Below are 18,946 nucleotides of genomic sequence, written 5' to 3' on the forward strand. Positions count from 1 at the left end.
TGAGATTTAAACATACAATAGAGACTAAATTTTTTTTAAAACGTTGCATTTTATTAAAATTTCAAATCGTTAACTATAAATAATTTTTGTAGTAGTGTTGACTTCAATATGAAAAATAGTATCCCTTTTTAGTTTGTGAATTGATAAAAACATAATTACCCGTTGAATCTGGAGTAAACTCTATTACACGAGCTTTATTTTTCCCTCTGTAGTAAAAAGATTCTTTATTTGGATAAACCACCTCAGTATCTACATATCCTTTTGAAATTGGAGAAGCACTGTATTTATAATCTGCCGTGCCTAAATAATTATCATTCTCTTTTGCCTTGTATAAATACGAAGCAAAAACAGGATCGAAAACAATAAAACGAATTAAACTATCCTTTTCTATTTTAAATTCTTTTATTTTTTTAGGATAGAAAAACTTTCTAATATTGTATCCAAAATTTCCACCCCACAATATTCTTCCTATTTTTTTCTCGGTTGTATATAATAATTTAGCCTGTGGTAAAGGTATTAGTTCATTAGATTTTACAAGATAAATACCTTGTTTCTTTTGATCTTTATTTATTAGTGTAATGTTATGGTCTTTACTTTTATAATATGGTATAGAAACATCTACTGTATCGTAACCTTCTTTTTCTAATATAAAATTCGTTCGATATTTTTTAAATCTAAAATGTGATGAAACTATTTTTTCTTTTTTAAGAGAGTCTGTTAAAGTAACTGTTACATTTTGTAATGGATTGGAAAAAAGATTTTCTACTTTTCCGGAGAATTCGGCAGGTACATTTTCGTGTTTTTTATTTAGAGAAATTTTCTCATATTCGATAGTATTTGTTCCTTTTTTCTTTAATACAACATCTCTGAAATGATACTGTTCATTTTCAGAAAAGTTTTCAATTTTAGCAGATCTAGTGTGATATCCTTCTTTTTTAAACTTTAAGAAAAGAGTTCTTGATGTATTAAATTGATAATGACCATTAGCATCTGTCTTTGTTGAAATCAAAGAATCTCTGTAAAATAGTTCTACATGCGTTATTGGATTTCCTGCTTCATCAATTATATCACCTTCAATTCGTGGTTGATTATCATTGTTGAATGAAATACATCTCGTAAAAATGAAAATAGAAAGAGAGAGTACAATAAAAAAACTTTTATTTCTTTTCATAGCCTTGTAATTATTGGATAGCAAATAATTATTCATTTAACTACCAAAACAAAACTATATAAAAAAAGTAACTAAAATTAGTTACCTCTTAATAATCGCAAATAGTTTTTATGCTAAATCTCTTTTTTCAACAGATCGATATGTCGGATTAATCTTTTTATTTCTAGTTGAATTGTACCATTGTAAACACCTCTTATTCTTCCTCTTTTATCAACTAAAATAAAATTTTCTGTATGTATAAAAGCATCTTTGTCTTGAGTTTTCACAAAATCTTCGTCAGCAAAATACGACGTTCTTGCCAAATCATAAATTAGTTCTTTATCGCCTGTTACTAAATTCCATTTTTCAGAATCAATTCCATTTTCTAAAGCATATTGTTTTAACACAGGAACAGAATCTTTAACAGGCATTACCGTATGCGATAATAACTGGACATCTGCATCTTTTTTATACTTTTCTTGCAGCGTACTCATGTTTTTTTCAAGAACTGGACAAATTCCTGGACAACTCACAAAGAAAAAATCTGCTACATAGATTTTACCTTTATAATTTTCATTAGTGATTGTTTCTCCCTCTTGATTTATCAAACTGAAATCTCCAATCTTATGAATAGTATTGTATTCTTTTGAATCTTCTGAAATCCATTCAGGAGTAAAAACAGCAGAATTAAAGAAAGGTAACGTAACTGTTTTATCAACTTTAACTTCTTTTTTACAACTTACACAAAATAGTGCAGTGCAAATCCATAATATAGTTCTATTTATAACTTTCATTAACTGTATTTACTGTATAACATTTTTTTAAACCAATTAACCCGAAACGATCTCCATTTTTTGTTACGAAATTAGCTCTTATCCTTCCATCATCTCTCCACAATTGTTGTTTACCTTCTTCTTTTCCTTTTACAAAATGAAAAGCCTTCATTTGTTGACCGTTTTTATACCATTCATTTACTTCTCCGTTGTAAGCTCCTGTGGTATTGAAGTGGTATTCAAATCTTTTATTTCCATTAGGCCACCAACCATTATGAATACCACTCTTTTTTCCCTTCGTATAAAATCGTTCTTCTATTTTTAAGGTATCATTTAAATACTTTAATTCTTGTCCTTCCTTCTTTCCTCTTAAGTAATTAGAAATTGTTTTTAATCTATTTAAAGTATCGTATTTAGTTAATTTTCCTGAGTACAAGTTTTGCTTCAAAAAGAGTTCACCATTGACCAATTTAAAATCAGTTGTGTTAAAAACTTCTTCTTGATATTTAATTTCATCTTTTTTACAAGATAAAAACACTACAAAAATTACTAAGAAAAATCTCTTCATTTATTGAGAAATGTTTCCTGGAGTACCGAAGTATCCATTTCCATTAATGTAAGGAGCTTCTGAAGTAACGTGGTAATGATAAATTCCATTAGGAAAATCAGGAGTTACACCAACATGTCCGTGAAATTCATCTAAATCTGAATTTGTAACTGGACTTCCATTTTCTTCTGGTCCATACACAGGAAAACCATCTGCTAATAATCCTAAAAAACCTGATTTCCCCAGAACACCAGTTAGAAAAGTTGGTTCTATATGATAATGATAATTTCCTCTTGCGTCTGGATGTCCTAAATATTGATCAAAAGAATCTATTTCATTAGTTAAAGGTTGGTTATTAGGACCAGCATATTGATTATAAAAGACAATTCCATTTACAGATACACCTATAGGACCTAGAGGTGTTGCAGCATTACTTGAAGCTTCTTGTGGTTTTAAAGGAATTGTGAAAACTATATTCTGACTCTCAATTAAATTAGGATTTTTTCTCCAATTAGGATTATCTCCATTATAAGCTTCATACATTGGATTTGTTTGTTCCCAATAAGGACTTCCATGATTTGGTAAATCATCGGTAGTAATTTCAACAACATCTCCGTTTATTGCATAAGAAACACCTGGTACGTTATCAAATTTAGACAACACACTTGTTATATCATAAGTTTCTGAGGGTGTTGTAGGTGTATCTGGAGTATTATTGTCTTCGTCTGAAGAGCATGATACAAATAAAATTAAAAGACTACCTATTAAAGTTTTATATCTATTTCTCATAATTAATTCTTTATGTTATTAATTGCATTTTTTAATTCTATTAAAACAGCTTGTTCTGTTGTACTTAGAGAGGAATTATTCAATAAGTTATTCGTCTCAAAAAAATCACTGGAAACATTGTAAAAAGCTTCTGTTCCATCGGAAAAAAGAATATATTTATAATTATCATTTCTTACTGTAATATCTTCTGAACCAGAATCTCTACCTATTTCTGTATATCCATAATCTCTTACTTTGGTATCAGAATTATTAGAAACTATATCCCAAAAACTACGACTGTCATTAATTGTACTTACATTCACTCCAGCTATATTTGCAATTGTGGCAAATAAATCGGTGGTATTTACTAATGCAGGTTCTGTTTCATTAAATCGATTTACATCTTTACCATATACAATCATAGGCACATTTACACCTCCTTGGTAAACTGTTCCCTTAACTCTTCTACTTCTATATTCTTGAGCTACTTGATTTGGAGTTCCGTTATCTCCAATAAAAATGACAACTGTATTATTTCTTTCTTCCTCTGACATGGAATTCAATAAGCGACCTATTTCAGAGTCCATCGCTTCTATCATTGCCATATAATATGGTTGCGGATTAGCATCTATACTCGCTTCATCTGTTGGTAAATTTCCTTGAGAATGTAATTCGGTTGGTGGCAAATGAAAAGGTGTGTGAGGTGCATTGTAAGCTAGCCACAAAAACCATGGATTATCTTGATCTTTAACCCAATCTATAGCTAAATCTGTGAATTTAGTTGTTGTATATTCTGTTGAGTTACTTTGAACTCCATTTTCAGTAAAAGTCCAATTCCAGTAAGAAGTAACAGCTCCATTCAATAAACCTGCATAATAATCTACGCCTAATTCGTTTGGATGATTAGCATCTCTTGATAAATGCCATTTACCTATAACAGCATTTTGGTAACCAGCACCATTATCTTTTAAATATTTTTGAATTGAAGTTTCTGAATTAGACAATTCATCATCTACTTGCATTACTCTAGTTCTAAAACCGTATTTACCAGTTAAAATACTTGATCTAGTTGGAGTACAAGTTGGATAAGACCATAAATTTTCAAATCGAACTCCATTATTAATCATACTTTGAAGATTTGGCATATTAGGCTTAATACTTCCGACAGAATAACCTGGCGTTGCATCCAATCCCATATCATCGGCTATGATTAATAAAATATTAGGTTTTGTAGTTACTGGATTAGAATCAATTGGCGATTCTGTATCTACATTATCTTTACTACAAGAAGTAATCAGTACTAATAGTACTAATAGTACTAATAGTATTGGGGATAAAATCAATCTCATGTATCGTACTTTTATTTTTAGACCGTGAAGAATTAAAAAGGTTTAAAAATTCGCTAAATAATTTACAAAAAAAAATCTAATATAACTGAATTTAAACATGTTATATTAGATTAAAAATTGATTTATATGTTAGATTTTCTAGAAAAACAGATTAATTTTTAAATCTAGTTTTATGGGAATTACTCTTTACTTTAATATAGTTAGGTTTTAAATCTTTATTGTATCCTTCTGTTATAAAACCTATCAAACTATTTAAACTCTTCACTAAAAATTCTTTCATGACTGAGGGATTTAATTTTTTAACTTACACTATGTATGACACTTTCTTTTTCAAAAAGTCACTAACTATTTTAAAAATTAGTTTACGTATCTTTGTAGCACAAAAATATTTTTATGAAATTAATTTTTTTAACAATAGGATTATTAGCTTTAGCATTCGGTGGAATTGCTATTAAGATTTGGGCAAAAAAAGATGGTGAATTTGCTGGAACATGCGCAAGTCAAAATCCGATGTTGAACAAAACTGGTGAAGCATGTGGCTTTTGTGGTAAAACACCAGATCAATTTGATACTTGTAATGAACCTCAACATCAATAAAAAAACAATCTCATAAAAAAGGAAATCCTTACACATATAGATCAAGCAAAAAAAGGCAATCAAGTTGCTTTCAATTACCTTTTGGATTTCTATTGGGGTAGTGTTTATGGTTATCAGTTAAAAAATACAGGTAACGAAAATGATGCAGAAGATATTACCATCCAAACTTTTGCAAAAGCTTTTAACAAAATTCATCTTTACAACGAAGAGTATGAGTTTAATACTTGGTTAATAGCTATTTCTAAGAACTTATATCAAGATCTTATAAGAAAACGAAAATCATCAATTCAATTTAAAGCTTCTACAGCAGATGAAGATAAAATTTATGATATTGTTGATGACACACCTTCGCCTGAAGACAAAATTATAAAAGAACAAAATTTAGCTAAGCTTTTAAGAGATATAAAAAAGCTAAAACCTAAGTATCAAGAAGTAATCAACTTACGTTTTTTCCAGGAACTTTCTTACAAAGAAATCTCATCGCATATTGATGAACCTATAAACAATGTTAAAGTAAAGCTCTTGAGAGCTAAGAAATTACTAGCAGAAATCATCAAAAAAAGTGATGTATGAAAAAGTCGATACTAAATGTACTTGGTCCAGGATTACTTTTTGCTGGAGCTGCAATTGGAGTATCACATTTAGTACAAGCAACAAGAGCTGGCGCTGATTATGGTCTTGGATTATTATGGGCTATAATAGTAGTTCACCTTTTTAAATATCCATTTTTTAGATTCGGTCCACAATACGCTTCCGCAACAGGTGAAAGTTTACTAGATGGTTATAAGAAGCTAGGAAAACCTTATTTAATATTATATATGGTTGTAAATTTTGTAACCATGTTTACTATTCAAGCAGCAGTGACTATAGTAACTGCCGGATTAGCTAGTCAACTTTTTGGTATTACTCATAATTTAGTTTATTGGTCTTACATACTCTTAATTGTAATTATTATCATTTTATTATTTGGTAAATATTCGTTCTTAGATAAATTTATTAAATACATTATTTTATTTCTCACCATTAGCACATTACTCGCTGTAAGTATTGCTTTTTTAAAAAATGAATCTAACTATTCTTTTCAACAAATATTACCTAAAAACGCCCTAGAAATAAGTTTTTTAATCGCTTTTTTAGGTTGGATGCCAGCTCCATTGGATATTTCTATATGGCATTCACTTTGGTCTGTTGAAAAAAGCAAAACAACTTCAGAAAAAATTACAGTTAAAAAATCAATTTTTGATTTTAACGTTGGATACTTAGGAACTTTATTTTTAGGAATCTGTTTTATTTTACTTGGAACTTTGGTCATGTTTAACACAGGAGAAACTTTTTCTTCTAGTGGAGGAAAATTTGCTATTCAGTTAATAGATTTATATACTAAAAATCTAGGAAATTATTCTAAAATAATTATTGGTATAGCAGCTTTTACAACTATGTTTAGTACTACTATTACAACATTAGATGCTTCACCAAGAGCGATGAGTAAAAGTGCTGAGTTATTTGGTTTCAAAAAATTTAATTATTGGTTCTGGATACTTTTTCTACTAATTGGTACTTGCATTATTTTAACTTTCTTTAAAAGTAGCATGCTTACCTTAGTAAAAATAGCTACAATCTTCTCTTTTTTAACAGCTCCTATATTTGCTTTTCTTAATTTTAAATTGATTACGAGTTCCCATACTCCAAAAACATCTCAACCTAATTTATTCTTAAAAATTGTTAGTATTTTAGGTTTTATCTTCCTTTTATCGTTCAGTTTATGGTATTTAAAAACCTTTATTACAAGCTATTAACCTGGTTTGTTTTTATTTTTTCTTAAAAAATTTAAAAAAAAACGGAAAAAAAATTAAATTAGCATGCTTTTTGATTTATTTCTATCGGAGCAAATAAAACCCCAATATTTAAAAACAAATGAAAAACGTTATTATTAAAGCAGTTTTATTATTAACTGTTCTATTATCCGTTCATAATTCTTTTTCTCAAGGAGAAGATTTTAAAAATGCTTTGAATACAAAAGATTTGCATTTCACGGGTGTGTTACAACAGCAAAATGGGAAATTCCGTTACGATTATCACGACATTTATGAGAAAGACTCTCTAGCTAAAGATCTTCAAGCTAGTGGTTATCATGGAGGTGGTCCTTCTTGGTTAGGAATTATTTATGGTGCATTTAAAGTTGGAGGAAGCGATTTAATTGATGGTTTAGAAATGAATGTAGAAGTTAGCGGTATTACTTTTTGGAGCCCTAATAGAGATGATTTAGAAAAGATTGGAAGAATTGTATCGCTTGTAAAAACTAACGACGGTGCACTACAAATGGCTATTGATAAAGCAACTGAACTAGATATTATGCAATAACAAACATTTCTTCGTAAATTTGTAATTCAAATTTATAATAGAATGTCTGATAATTTAGCTACAACAATTACTAACCCACCTAGTGAGAGAGTAAAAAAACCAAAATGGTTACGTGTTAAATTACCTGTGGGTAAAAAATACACAGAACTTCGTGGCTTAGTTGATAAATATAAACTTAATACAATATGTACAAGTGGTAGTTGTCCTAACATGGGAGAATGTTGGGGAGAAGGTACTGCTACATTTATGATTTTAGGGAACATCTGTACAAGATCTTGTGGGTTTTGTGGAGTAAAAACAGGAAGACCTGAAACGGTAGAATGGGATGAACCAGAAAAGGTAGCTCGTTCTATAAAAATCATGAATATTAAGCATGCTGTAATTACTTCTGTAGATCGTGATGATTTGAAAGATGGAGGCTCTATAATTTGGGCTGAAACTGTACAAGCTATCAGAAGAGCAAATCCGAATACTACTTTAGAAACTTTAATTCCAGATTTTCAAGGGAATGAAAAACTAATTGATCGTATTATAGAAGTTCACCCTGAAGTTGTTTCTCACAACATGGAAACCGTTCGTAGATTAACACGTGAAGTTAGAATTCAAGCAAAATATGATAGAAGTTTAGGAGTTTTAAAATACTTGAAGGAAAATGGAATGAGAACCAAATCAGGTATGATGCTTGGTTTGGGTGAAACTGAAGAGGAAGTAATACAAACTATGACAGATTTAAGAAATGTTGGTTTAGATGTTATAACTATAGGGCAATATTTACAGCCTACCAAAAAACATTTACCTGTTAAAGAATTTATTACACCAGATCAGTTCAAAAAATATGAAGAACTTGGTAAAGAAATGGGCTTTATGTATGTAGAGAGTGGAGCTTTAGTACGTTCATCGTACAAGGCACATAAACATGCTAGCTAATGTTTTATTGTGAATTCCTTAACAAAACAGTTTTTTAAAGTTAAAAAATTGTAAACTATAAAATAAAACAAAAAACTTACAGTTATAATTCATAATTTTGGCACAGTAATTGAAAACTAATTATCGTGTAAACAATAATTGTTTTCATTGTGTAAATTATTTGAATTAGTTGATTAACAGAAGCCGTCTCATAGAGATGGCTTTTGATTTTTATAATACTTACATAAATACTTTGTTACAAAAATAAAAAACCACCTTTCATAGGTGGCTTTGATATATTCTCTATTGTTTTTTGATTTAAAAACCTATTGTGAATATCATGTAAAGTAATAACGCTATAAGGATTAAAACAGTAAAATATAAAGTCTTCCTAAAGCTATTAAATACTCGTTTTTTGTAGAATTCAGTATCTTTAAGAAAAATATTAGCAATTACGACAAATATTGCCACAGGAGTGCTAAAAATCAATATAATAAATAAAAAACCAAATATCCCTTCTGGACTTCCACAAAATGGCTGAATCATTTATTAATCCTTATTCTAAATATCCCATTTTTTTCATCCATTCGTCGTTGAACATTTTTCCAACATAACGACTTCCATGATCATGGAATAAAACCACAACTACATCGTCTTCATTAAAATGTTCTTTTAACTGCAAAAGACCTTTCATTGCTGCTCCTGCAGAGTTTCCTAAAAACATTCCTTCTTTTTTAGCTAATAACTGTGTATAAACCGCAGCATCTTTATCTGTAACCTTTGTAAATCCATCAATAATACTAAAGTCAACATTTTTTGGTAAAATATCTTCTCCAATACCTTCAGTTACGTAAGGATAAATTTCATTTTCATCAAAAATACCAGTTTCATGATACTTTTTAAATACAGAACCATAAGTATCTATACCCCAAACTTTAACATCTGGATTTTGTTCTTTCAAATATTTTCCAACACCAGAAATAGTTCCTCCAGTACCTACACCAACTACAAAATGGGTAATTTTTCCTTCTGTTTGTTCCCAAATTTCAGGACCCGTACTTTCATAGTGTCCTTTTGCATTACTTGGGTTATCGTATTGATTAACATACCAAGCATTTTCTGTCTCCTCTGCTAACCTTTTTGAAACCGAATAATAACTTCTAGGATCATCTGGCTCTACATTTGTAGGACAAACAACAACCTCTGCTCCTACTGCTTTTAAAATATCTATCTTTTCTTTACTCTGCTTATCTGCCATTACAAATACACATTTGTATCCCTTTACAATTGCAGCTAAAGCTAATCCCATTCCTGTATTTCCTGAAGTACCCTCAATAATTGTTCCTCCTGGCTTTAATCTTCCGTCTGCTTCTGCGTCTTCAATCATTTTTAAAGCCATTCTATCCTTAACAGAATTTCCTGGATTAAATGTTTCATATTTAGATAAAACCAAACAAGGCAGCTCTTCAGCTAATGTATTTATCTTAACTAAAGGAGTATTTCCAATAGTCTCTAGAATATTCTTTGCGTATTTCATTTCGTTAAGTTTGCTTTGCAAATATAGGTTTATCTAACGATAATATAAAGCCAATAAAAAATCCCGATAAATCGGGATTTGTATATTTTAATTGAACCAAACAATGAAGGATTTAATCTTTGCTAAATCAGGTATTTGCTCAATACTTACTTTCTTCATATTAAACTCTTTTAAACCCAATTCTTCTTTATCTATAGCTATAGTAGCATTTAAATCATCTATAAAAATAGTGGCTGAAGAGAATGATGTTTCAATTTTACTAATTGCGTTATTTGCATTTATATCTCTAAATGTAGAAAGTATATTCAATCCATTTACAGTTTTGAATCTCTCATCAAACAATTCAATACTTTTAATTGTTGAAGTAGAATCTAACTGTTCTCTTGGTACTATAGTTAGTAAGTGTTTTCCTCCTTTTTCAAAAATTTGATATTCATCATCATCTTGGAAATAATAATTTCCTTTGGCACCTTCGCTCAAAATTTTAACAATAGAATCTTTTGCAAAAATATTCTCTAAATCTTGCATTGTAGTTTCTTTTGTGATTTGCCCTACTTTTCCTTTAGCAATCGTGTATTTATCTTTACTACACTGTGTACTTGCAATCGCAACACAAACAATCAACACGATTTTGAATAATTTTCTCATTTAAATTAGTTTCTTATATAACGTTTATTTACTCTCTTTAGTTTAAATAACTTTCTTTAAAATACCAAACACAGCACGAATAAATGTAGCACTTGTTAATACTTTTACAACAGGGTTTTGACGTGTACTTCGCCTCGAACTACTAGTACTTCTTTTTCTACTTAACTTTTCTTCTTCTTTTCTTCTATCTTCCTCTGATTTTTTCTTGTTGATACTATCAATTTTCTCACCTAATAATTCATATGCACTTTCTCTATCAATAGTATCGTTGTACTTCTTAACCAATTTAGAGTTTCCTATAACCTCTTGAATTTCTCTCTCTGTTAAAATATCCATTCTACTCATTGGAGCTCTTAGCATGGTTCTTGCCAAAGGAGTTGGAATACCTTTTTCATTTAAAACAGTTACAAAAGCTTCACCAATACCTAACTGAGTTAAAACTTCACTTGTATTGTAAAAATCTGAATCAGGGTAATTCTCCGCTGCTAACTTTAATGCTTTTCGGTCTTTTGCAGTAAATGCACGTAAAGCATGCTGTACTTTCATACCTAACTGAGCCAAAACATCTTCTGGAACGTCTTTAGGGTTCTGAGTTACAAAATATAATCCTATACCTTTTGATCGTATTAATTTAACAATACTTTCTATTTGACTTAATAATGCTTTTGAAGCTTCATCAAAAACCAAATGTGCTTCATCTATAAAAATAATTAACTCTGGTCTACCACTATCACCTTGTTCAGGAAATGTTTCGTAAACTTCAGCTAATAATTGTAACATAAACGTTGAAAACAGCTTCGGTTTATCTTGAATATCAGTTAATCTTAGTACAGATATTACACCTCTACCATTTTCATCAACTCTGGTTAAATCATCAACTTCAAACGATTTTTCACCGAAAAATAACTCTCCGCCTTGTTGTTCTAATTCTACAATTTTTCTTAAAATTGCTCCAGTACTAGAAGTTGAAATTCTACCATACTCTGCAGAAATTTCTTCTTTTCCTTCCGCAGTAATAAATTGGAGCATTTTTTTAAAATCCTTAAGATCTAAAAGAGGTAATTGATTATCATCACAATATTTAAAAATGATAGCTACAATTCCTGATTGTGTTTCTGTTAAATCTAAAATTCTAGACAATAGAACTGGACCAAATTCAGAAACTGTTGCTCGTAAACGAACTCCATCTTGTTCAGATATTGATAAAATTTCTATTGGAAATTTTTTAGCATCAAACGGAATACCAATTTTCTCGTGACGTTCATCTATTTTTGGATGTCCAGGACTAGGCTGTGCCAATCCACTCAAATCACCTTTTACATCCATTAATAAAACGGGAATACCTTTCTCAGACATATTTTCTGCTAAAATCTGTAACGTTTTAGTTTTACCCGTACCTGTGGCACCAGCAATTAACCCATGTCTGTTAAGCGTTTTTAAAGGTATATTTACTAAAGCGTTAGTTGCAGTTTCTTCTCCTAACATACCTGCACCCAACGTAATAAAATCTCCTTTGCATTTGTACCCTTCATTTATGTAATTGAAGAAAGACTCCGTTTGACTCATCTTTTATTATTTTTTGATAAAAATACTATTAATATCAGCATTTCAAAAAGTAGAGCATAATAATTTTAAGGAACTTTCTTTCTGTTTTGAGTAAATTTGTAATTCAACTAAATACTTTCATATGAAATTACTGAATATCTTAACTTTAACTATTATAATACTTATTTCTTCTTGTACTACAAATGATAGTACAAATCATATCAAAACACCTAATGAAAAAGAAGACTTAATCTTTCATAGTTCTAAATTAGAACGTAAAAAAAATGCTCCTTTTTCAGATGCTGTTGAAGTTGGTAATACATTGTATTTAGCAGGTCAGGTTGGTATTAATCCTGAAACTAAAAAATTACCTGAAGGAGGTATTGGTCCGGAAACAAGACAAACTTTAGAAAATATAAAAGCTGTTTTAGCAGCACACGGTTCAGATTTAGAACATGTAGTAAAATGTACCGTAATTTTATCTACTACAGATGATTTTGCGGCGTTTAATAAAATTTTTCGTGAATATTTCCCTAAAAATAAGCCTGCAAGAACTACATTTGCAGCCGGTTTGCTCGTAGGGGCAAAAATTGAGATTGATGTAATAGCGGTAAAAGCAGATGGATTTAAAGACGCAAGAGTTAATTAAAAAAGGAGAAATGCTTCCTTTAATGGAAGAATTTTATACCATACAAGGTGAAGGAGCCCATACGGGAACAGCAGCTTATTTTATTAGAATTGGTGGTTGTGATGTTGGTTGTCATTGGTGTGATGTTAAAGAAAGTTGGGATGCAAATTTACACCCACCAACTTTAACAGATCAAATAGTTACCAATGCTAAAAAATACGCAGAAACTGTTGTTGTTACTGGTGGAGAACCTTTAATGTGGAGTTTAGATTATATTACTAAACAATTGCAAGCTAAAGGAATGAAAACACACATAGAAACTTCTGGAGCTTACAAATTCTCTGGCGTTTGGGATTGGTTTTGTTTATCTCCCAAAAAAACAAAATTACCTCTACATAAAGCTTATGAGGAAGCCGACGAACTCAAAATGATCATTCACAATAAAAATGATTTTGAGTTTGCTGAAGAACAAGCCGCAAAAGTTAATAATAACTGTAAGCTTTATTTACAACCTGAGTGGAGCAAGCGAGATAAAATGATTCCTTTAATTATAGATTATGTAATGAATCATCCTAAATGGAAAATTTCCTTACAAACACACAAATACTTAAATATACCATAAACTAAAAAAACGTCCAACCTTGGACGTTTTTTAGTTTCAAACAATTTTCCTCCTTTTTAAGCTAAGTGTTTTTCTTCCATAGAATTTCCCCCGAACGACTATGGTATAAATTGTTTTTTATACCCATTACCTTATATATAAGGACTTTTAACGTTGACAAAGATATTACACACATTTCTTACACTGGTACGGGTGACCCACACTTTTGGTGTGGGTCACCCGCACTTTTTAAAAAAGCACTTGTTTTAACAGTTTTTAACATATTGGTTTTATTTCGTATATTTGTGACAGATGAATAAAATGATTTTACATACACATATGTCAGTTACTAATAGCTTACGTGTTATAACAAGAATTGGTGATCAATTCGTAAAAAATCGGAACAAAAGAAATTACACTATGCATTTATACTAGTATAAATGTTAGTATAACAATATATAAAAGGCGTCCGATTCATATCTGACGCCTTTTTTAATACAGTAATACATGATAAATAGATAAAAAAATACATAAAGGTTGAAAGTTTTAAACACTGAAAAGTTGTTTCATTAAGTAAACATTAGTTAAAATATCTGGAAAATATCCGGACAAGAACTCTCTTGCTTAAAAACAACCTAAACAACTAATAACCAGTAATTTATTTTTAATTTTTATTTGTAATTATCAAAAAACATTATATATTTGTCGTGTAATTAAACGAGAGAAATCTCATTATTATTAAAAAAAAATGAAAACACATTTTATGCAAATTAGCAGTAAGAATTTACCAGTTAGAGGTGTTCGCTTTGATTTAAAAATGCATTATGATGTTTTTTGTAATATGAAAAATTTGGTACAATAGTAAAACAAAGTATCGTTTATATATTCAAAAGGCATCTTATTTAAAAGATGCCTTTTTTAGTTTAACTTTTTTTAAAATTAAAGGTTAAGAAAACAACGAAAAACTTGGTAACATCATTTATTTTTTGTATCTTATGTATAAGAGAAATTGTTAAAATTATGAAAAAAATAATATTGCTAATTCTAAACGAAAAAGGACGTTTACTCATTGAAACGTAACATTGGCTAAAAATTAGTTTGGTATAAAGTATACCAAATGTAATTTAATTAAAAAATCAGCTAGCGTTACTTATAAAAATTGCAAAAACGCTTCCTTATTTATTAAAACTGTAGAATTTCCTGAAGTCTAAACTCAATAGGCCTTGGTAGTTCCTAGTCTTTGTGGATTGATTTTTATATCAATTCAATTCTACAAAATACCACCTGAAAACTCGGGATGGGAAATCTATGTCTCGGTTTAACCGATACGAAACATCGAAAAGAACATTCGATCAGCTATGTACGCCGCTAAATGTGGTTCAGAAAACTATTATTAAACACTAAAAATTGAATTATGAGAAATTTAAAATTTTTGCTATGTATTGTCGTATTTGTATTTACCGTAAGTTGTACAGATAACACAGAAAATCTCGTGACAAACACACGAACCACCAATGCTTCAAACGTAGAAGATACAGATGACTTTGGTGATAGTATAAATATCCCTATCGACGGAACTGGAAATGGAAATGATTACACTGGAGGATCTAGTGGTAATGGTGGAGATACTGGTGGAAAGGGAAACTAACAGAATTTTATCTGACCTCTAGCTAATTGTTAGAGGTTTTTTTTAGTTTTGTTATAATAAAAACAAAATCATATTAGAACTTTTTTTCTTTTTTTTATAATTATAAAATTATCCATAATTAATTCTTTTGGATTTTATCAACAAAATGAATTGGATAGTATTCAAAGCTGGATTAATCAATCAAAAAATAAAAACTTAGATTTATCTAGCAAAAAATACTTATTAACTAAAGCTTATAAATTTATTATAAAAAATAAACTTGAAACTCCAATTCATTTGAGTTCAATAGCTTATGAATTTTATAATTTAAATGATTCTATTAACTTTTTCTCAATAAACAAAGTAGCTGTTGAAACTTCATTAAAATTAAATAATGACTATGCTCTTGGTGATTCTTATTGGAATTTTGCGACTTATTATGCTGCAAAGGAAAATAATCAGAAAGCATACAAGTATTTCAATAACGCTTTTAAATCCTTTAATAAAGGTAATTTTAAATTTGAAATGGCTAGAGTTCTATTTGGAATGGCTAAAATAAAGGGTGAATATAAAGATTATAACCATAGTGAAATATTAAATATTAAATCTATAAAGTTATTAAAAGAATTAAAAAATCATAAATTTTTATTTACTGGCTATGTACACCTAGCAAGGTTACAAGAAGATATAAAAGAATATGACAAAGCTCTTAATTATTATGAAAAGGCTAAAAAGCATTTAAAAAAATTAAAAAAAATACCTGTAAAATTTAATTTTATTGAAAACAACATAGCCAATATATATATTGAAAAGGAAAAATATTCAATCGCTTTAAAGTTCTATGAAAAAAATTTAGCGAAAGAAATAACTAAAATTCATTTAGCTAGAGTATTAGATAATAGAGCATTTTGCAAACTGCAAATGAAAGATACTTTGAATGTTAAAAAAGATTTCTTTCATGCTCTCCATATTAGAGATAGTTTAAATAATAAAACAGGAATTTTAATGAGTAAAATTAGAATTTCAGATTATTATTCTTATATGAAAGATACTATTAATGCTATACAATATGCTAAGGAAGCAAACCTCTTAGCTGAAGAATTAAAAAATGGTAGAGATTATTTAACATCTTTAAAACAACTTTCAAATTTAGATAAGAAAAACTCTAAGAAATATTTAGATCGTTATATTCAGTATAATGACAGTTTAATTACGGTAGAGCGTAAAGCTCAAAATAAATTTACTCGTATAGAGTTTGAAACTGATGAACATATTGAAGAGAAAGAACGTTTAGGTCAGCAATTGATATGGATTATCGGTGGTAGTATTAGTATTATTTTAATTTCTACCCTGCTCTACTTTTTACGTGTACAAAAAGTACGAAATGAGAAACTTCAATTAGAAGCTGATCAGCAAAAAGCAAATGAAGAAGTATACGTATTAACACTTCAGCAACAAGCGAAATTAGAAGAAGAACGCGTTAAAGAACGTAACAGAATTTCAGCTGAATTACATGATGGTATTTTAGGAAAGTTATTTGGTACAAGAGTTAATCTCGGCTTTTTAGGTATGCAAATGAATACTGATACTCAAGAAAAACAGCAGGCATATTTAGATGAATTGCAAAGTATCGAAAAAGAAATTCGTGAAGTTTCTCATAAATTAAGTGATAATTTTAATGATGCTAATATTAACTTTACCACTATTATTAAACAGCTGCTTTCAGACAAAAGTGTTATTGGTCAGTTTACTACACATTTTAAAAGTGATGACACCATTGTTTGGAATGATATTAGTGAAGTAACTAAAGCCAATGTTTATCGAATAATTCAGGAAGCTTTACAGAATATTATTAAGCATGCAAAGGCAAAAAATGTTACTTTAGCTTTCTCGAATGAAAACGAAAAACTAGTCATTCAAATCACCGATGATGGTGTTGGTTTTGATACTAAAAAGAGTAGAAAAGGAATAGGAATTAAAAATATTAATTCAAGAGTTGCAAAATTACTGGGTAACGTTTCGTTTACATCTGAACCTAATAAAGGAACCCATTTGCAAATTAAAATACCTATAACCTAAGCATGATAGCAAAAAAGTATAATGCCCTAATTATTGATGATCACCCACTAATCGCAGAAGCTTACAAAAGTGCCTTTACTTTTATTGAAAATCAGAAAGATGGAGTATCTTTTCATATTTCAATGGCCAATGATTGTGATACAGCCTGTGAGATTTTAAAGGATTACGCTAAAAATAATGATCATTTGGATATCGTGTTTTTAGACATGCGTTTGCCAGCTTCTAAAGATGGGACTATACTTTCTGGTGAAGATTTGGGTATTAAAATTAATGCAATGCTACCAGAAACAAGAATTATTGTTTCTACTACTTTTAATGATAATTATAGAGTTCATAGTATTTTAAAAAATATTAATCCTGATGGCTTTTTAGTAAAAAATGACATTACGCCTCCGCAATTAGTACAAGCTATAGAAGAAGTTCTCTGCGATCCTCCGTTTTATAGTAAAACAGTAACAAAAATTATGCGTAATGAAGTATCTAGCGAATATTTTATTGATGATGTAGATCGAAAAATCATGTATCAGCTTTCTATTGGTACTATGATGAAAGATTTACCTGATATGGTACATTTATCGCTAAGAGCTATAGAAAAGCGTAAAAGACAGCTTAAAAAGATTTTTGATATTACTAGCACAGATGATCGTGAATTAATTCATGTAGCCAAAGATAAAGGATTTATTTAGTCGGAAGTCGGAAGTCGGAAGTCGGAAGTCGGAAGTCGGAAGTCGGAAGTCGGAAGTCGGAAGTCGGAAGTCGGAAGTTAAAATATAATTTTACTTGTAAAACAAAAAAACTCGCTATTCATTAGCGAGTTTTTTTGTTTTATGTATAAAGTTTGGAATCTTACTATTCTTTGTAAACTCCCATATTAGCATATTTATCCATTCTTTTGGAAATTAAGCTAACTTCATCTAAATCTTTTAATTCATCAAAAGCTTTTAAAATTTGCTCTTGAACGGCTTCGAAAGCTCCTTGTCTGTTTGCATGAGCTCCGCCAACTGGTTCGGTAATGATTCCGTCAATAAGTTTTAACTTTTTCATATCATCACCAGTTAATTTTAAAGCAGCTGCAGCTTGCTCTTTAAACTCCCAACTACGCCATAAAATAGAAGAACAAGATTCAGGAGAAATTACAGTATACCAAGTATTTTCCATCATGTAAACACGATCTCCTACTCCAATACCTAATGCTCCTCCAGAAGCTCCTTCACCAATAACAATAGTAATGATTGGAGTTTTTAAACGAGTCATTTCAAAAATATTTCTTGCAATGGCTTCACCTTGACCGCGTTCTTCTGCTTCTAAACCTGGATAAGCACCTGGAGTATCTAACAATGTTACTACAGGAATTCCAAACTTCTCAGCCATTTTCATTAAACGTAAGGCTTTACGGTATCCTTCAGGATTTGCCATACCAAAATTACGATACTGACGCGTTTTAGTATTGTATCCTTTTTGTTGGCCGATAAACATAAAAGACTGATTTCCGATTTTTCCTAAACCACCAATCATAGCTTTGTCGTCACGAACATTTCTGTCTCCATGCAACTCCATAAACGTATCTCCACAAATTGCTTTGATATAATCTAATGTATACGGTCTGTTAGGATGACGAGACAATTGAACTCGTTGCCAAGGAGTTAAGTTTTTATAAATATCTTTTTTTGCCTTTTCTAACTTCTTTTCGATCTTACTACATGTTTCAGTAACATCTATCTCACTTTCTTTCCCAATATCATGACATTTTGCCAACTGATCCTCTAAGTCCTTAATTGGCATTTCAAAATCTAAATATTCCATTTATTAAAGTTTGATTTTATTTGCTGT

20 protein-coding genes are annotated in these 18,946 nt (G+C 29.8%); 10 read left to right on the forward strand and 10 right to left on the reverse strand.

Going from position 1 to position 18,946, the window contains the following annotated elements; all coding sequences use genetic code 11:
- Positions 1-103: 103 nt before the first annotated feature.
- From AQ1685_RS12810 to AQ1685_RS20590, 6 genes are all read right to left on the reverse strand, one after another.
- On the reverse strand, positions 104-1,171 hold the full coding sequence (locus tag AQ1685_RS12810; protein ID WP_095072729.1) for a carboxypeptidase-like regulatory domain-containing protein: 1,068 nt from the start codon (positions 1,169-1,171) through the stop codon (positions 104-106).
- A 113-nt stretch (positions 1,172-1,284) separates the two neighbouring features.
- A complete protein-coding gene (locus AQ1685_RS12815) occupies positions 1,285-1,944 on the reverse strand; it encodes an SCO family protein (RefSeq protein ID WP_095072730.1) in 660 nt (219 codons plus the stop codon).
- On the reverse strand, positions 1,928-2,491 hold the full coding sequence (locus AQ1685_RS12820) for a toxin-antitoxin system YwqK family antitoxin (protein ID WP_095072731.1): 564 nt from the start codon (positions 2,489-2,491) through the stop codon (positions 1,928-1,930). Before AQ1685_RS12820 ends, AQ1685_RS12815 begins: the two co-directional genes overlap by 17 nt.
- Positions 2,492-3,259, reverse strand: coding sequence for a YHYH protein (locus AQ1685_RS12825; protein WP_095072734.1), 768 nt, complete (start codon positions 3,257-3,259; stop codon positions 2,492-2,494). It abuts the gene before it with no gap.
- 2 nt (positions 3,260-3,261) lie between these two features.
- Positions 3,262-4,587 carry a sulfatase-like hydrolase/transferase gene (locus tag AQ1685_RS12830; protein ID WP_095072736.1) on the reverse strand — a complete coding sequence of 442 codons (1,326 nt, stop codon included), beginning with the start codon at positions 4,585-4,587 and terminating at the stop codon, positions 3,262-3,264.
- Positions 4,588-4,738: 151 nt separating this feature from the next.
- A complete protein-coding gene (locus AQ1685_RS20590; protein WP_262509583.1) occupies positions 4,739-4,867 on the reverse strand; it encodes a hypothetical protein in 129 nt (42 codons plus the stop codon).
- Positions 4,868-4,980: 113 nt separating this feature from the next.
- Here AQ1685_RS20590 and AQ1685_RS12835 point away from each other — a divergent pair, with 113 nt between their 5' ends.
- From AQ1685_RS12835 to lipA, 5 genes are all read left to right on the forward strand, one after another.
- Positions 4,981-5,184, forward strand: a complete 204-nt coding sequence (locus AQ1685_RS12835) for a membrane or secreted protein (protein ID WP_095072738.1) — start codon at positions 4,981-4,983, stop codon at positions 5,182-5,184.
- 12 nt (positions 5,185-5,196) lie between these two features.
- Complete coding sequence (locus tag AQ1685_RS12840; protein WP_095072740.1) at positions 5,197-5,757, forward strand: RNA polymerase sigma factor; 561 nt, start codon at positions 5,197-5,199, stop codon at positions 5,755-5,757.
- Positions 5,754-6,980, forward strand: a complete 1,227-nt coding sequence (locus AQ1685_RS12845) for an Nramp family divalent metal transporter (protein WP_095072742.1) — start codon at positions 5,754-5,756, stop codon at positions 6,978-6,980. Before AQ1685_RS12840 ends, AQ1685_RS12845 begins: the two co-directional genes overlap by 4 nt.
- Before the next feature lie 118 nt (positions 6,981-7,098).
- Positions 7,099-7,545, forward strand: a complete 447-nt coding sequence (locus AQ1685_RS12850; RefSeq protein ID WP_095072744.1) for a hypothetical protein — start codon at positions 7,099-7,101, stop codon at positions 7,543-7,545.
- Positions 7,546-7,587: 42 nt separating this feature from the next.
- Positions 7,588-8,472, forward strand: coding sequence for a lipoyl synthase (lipA, locus tag AQ1685_RS12855; RefSeq protein ID WP_095072746.1), 885 nt, complete (start codon positions 7,588-7,590; stop codon positions 8,470-8,472).
- A gap of 535 nt (positions 8,473-9,007) precedes the next feature.
- On the opposite strand, the gene AQ1685_RS12860 is transcribed toward lipA, so the two are convergent.
- The 3 genes from AQ1685_RS12860 to AQ1685_RS12870 form a co-directional block, all read right to left on the reverse strand.
- Positions 9,008-9,988, reverse strand: a complete 981-nt coding sequence (locus tag AQ1685_RS12860) for a PLP-dependent cysteine synthase family protein (protein ID WP_095072748.1) — start codon at positions 9,986-9,988, stop codon at positions 9,008-9,010.
- A gap of 87 nt (positions 9,989-10,075) precedes the next feature.
- Positions 10,076-10,636, reverse strand: a complete 561-nt coding sequence (locus AQ1685_RS12865; RefSeq protein ID WP_095072749.1) for a hypothetical protein — start codon at positions 10,634-10,636, stop codon at positions 10,076-10,078.
- A 42-nt stretch (positions 10,637-10,678) separates the two neighbouring features.
- The gene (locus AQ1685_RS12870) at positions 10,679-12,202 is read right to left on the reverse strand and encodes a helicase HerA-like domain-containing protein (RefSeq protein ID WP_095072751.1); all 1,524 of its coding nucleotides are present in this window, start codon (positions 12,200-12,202) and stop codon (positions 10,679-10,681) included.
- Between the two features lie 121 nt (positions 12,203-12,323).
- Here AQ1685_RS12870 and AQ1685_RS12875 point away from each other — a divergent pair, with 121 nt between their 5' ends.
- The 5 genes from AQ1685_RS12875 (at position 12,324) to AQ1685_RS12895 (ending at position 17,802) form a co-directional block, all read left to right on the forward strand.
- Positions 12,324-12,830, forward strand: coding sequence for a RidA family protein (locus AQ1685_RS12875; protein WP_095072755.1), 507 nt, complete (start codon positions 12,324-12,326; stop codon positions 12,828-12,830).
- Positions 12,802-13,431 (forward strand): 7-carboxy-7-deazaguanine synthase QueE, encoded by a 630-nt coding sequence (locus AQ1685_RS12880; protein ID WP_095072757.1) that lies wholly within the window; start codon positions 12,802-12,804, stop codon positions 13,429-13,431. The genes AQ1685_RS12875 and AQ1685_RS12880 overlap by 29 nt, the downstream gene beginning before the upstream one ends.
- A gap of 1,393 nt (positions 13,432-14,824) precedes the next feature.
- On the forward strand, positions 14,825-15,058 hold the full coding sequence (locus AQ1685_RS12885) for a hypothetical protein (RefSeq protein ID WP_157730218.1): 234 nt from the start codon (positions 14,825-14,827) through the stop codon (positions 15,056-15,058).
- Positions 15,059-15,208: 150 nt separating this feature from the next.
- Positions 15,209-17,116 (forward strand): tetratricopeptide repeat-containing sensor histidine kinase, encoded by a 1,908-nt coding sequence (locus AQ1685_RS12890; protein ID WP_095072759.1) that lies wholly within the window; start codon positions 15,209-15,211, stop codon positions 17,114-17,116.
- A 2-nt stretch (positions 17,117-17,118) separates the two neighbouring features.
- Entirely contained in the window at positions 17,119-17,802 is a 684-nt protein-coding gene (locus AQ1685_RS12895; RefSeq protein ID WP_095072761.1) for a response regulator, read from the forward strand.
- A 163-nt stretch (positions 17,803-17,965) separates the two neighbouring features.
- Here AQ1685_RS12895 and AQ1685_RS12900 read toward each other — a convergent pair whose 3' ends face one another.
- Positions 17,966-18,919, reverse strand: coding sequence for an acetyl-CoA carboxylase carboxyltransferase subunit alpha (locus tag AQ1685_RS12900; RefSeq protein WP_095072763.1), 954 nt, complete (start codon positions 18,917-18,919; stop codon positions 17,966-17,968).
- Between the last annotated feature and the right edge of the window lie 27 nt (positions 18,920-18,946).

Source organism: Tenacibaculum jejuense (assembly GCF_900198195.1).
Taxonomy (GTDB): Bacteria; Bacteroidota; Bacteroidia; order Flavobacteriales; family Flavobacteriaceae; genus Polaribacter; species Polaribacter jejuensis.

Bases quoted from the DNA above. Each gene is read 5' to 3' on its own strand.
- AQ1685_RS12845 (WP_095072742.1), top strand. From the start codon at position 5,754: ATGAAAAAGTCGATACTAAATGTACTTGGTCCAGGATTACTTTTTGCT.
- AQ1685_RS12820 (WP_095072731.1), bottom strand. From the start codon at position 2,491: ATGAAGAGATTTTTCTTAGTAATTTTTGTAGTGTTTTTATCTTGTAAA.
- AQ1685_RS12810 (WP_095072729.1), bottom strand. From the start codon at position 1,171: ATGAAAAGAAATAAAAGTTTTTTTATTGTACTCTCTCTTTCTATTTTC.
- AQ1685_RS20590 (WP_262509583.1), bottom strand. From the start codon at position 4,867: ATGAAAGAATTTTTAGTGAAGAGTTTAAATAGTTTGATAGGTTTTATA.
- AQ1685_RS12875 (WP_095072755.1), top strand. From the start codon at position 12,324: ATGAAATTACTGAATATCTTAACTTTAACTATTATAATACTTATTTCT.
- AQ1685_RS12830 (WP_095072736.1), bottom strand. From the start codon at position 4,587: ATGAGATTGATTTTATCCCCAATACTATTAGTACTATTAGTACTATTA.
- lipA (WP_095072746.1), top strand. From the start codon at position 7,588: ATGTCTGATAATTTAGCTACAACAATTACTAACCCACCTAGTGAGAGA.
- AQ1685_RS12815 (WP_095072730.1), bottom strand. From the start codon at position 1,944: ATGAAAGTTATAAATAGAACTATATTATGGATTTGCACTGCACTATTT.
- AQ1685_RS12880 (WP_095072757.1), top strand. From the start codon at position 12,802: ATGGATTTAAAGACGCAAGAGTTAATTAAAAAAGGAGAAATGCTTCCT.
- AQ1685_RS12860 (WP_095072748.1), bottom strand. From the start codon at position 9,988: ATGAAATACGCAAAGAATATTCTAGAGACTATTGGAAATACTCCTTTA.
- AQ1685_RS12825 (WP_095072734.1), bottom strand. From the start codon at position 3,259: ATGAGAAATAGATATAAAACTTTAATAGGTAGTCTTTTAATTTTATTT.
- AQ1685_RS12850 (WP_095072744.1), top strand. From the start codon at position 7,099: ATGAAAAACGTTATTATTAAAGCAGTTTTATTATTAACTGTTCTATTA.
- AQ1685_RS12870 (WP_095072751.1), bottom strand. From the start codon at position 12,202: ATGAGTCAAACGGAGTCTTTCTTCAATTACATAAATGAAGGGTACAAA.
- AQ1685_RS12895 (WP_095072761.1), top strand. From the start codon at position 17,119: ATGATAGCAAAAAAGTATAATGCCCTAATTATTGATGATCACCCACTA.
- AQ1685_RS12835 (WP_095072738.1), top strand. From the start codon at position 4,981: ATGAAATTAATTTTTTTAACAATAGGATTATTAGCTTTAGCATTCGGT.
- AQ1685_RS12865 (WP_095072749.1), bottom strand. From the start codon at position 10,636: ATGAGAAAATTATTCAAAATCGTGTTGATTGTTTGTGTTGCGATTGCA.
- AQ1685_RS12900 (WP_095072763.1), bottom strand. From the start codon at position 18,919: ATGGAATATTTAGATTTTGAAATGCCAATTAAGGACTTAGAGGATCAG.
- AQ1685_RS12885 (WP_157730218.1), top strand. From the start codon at position 14,825: ATGAGAAATTTAAAATTTTTGCTATGTATTGTCGTATTTGTATTTACC.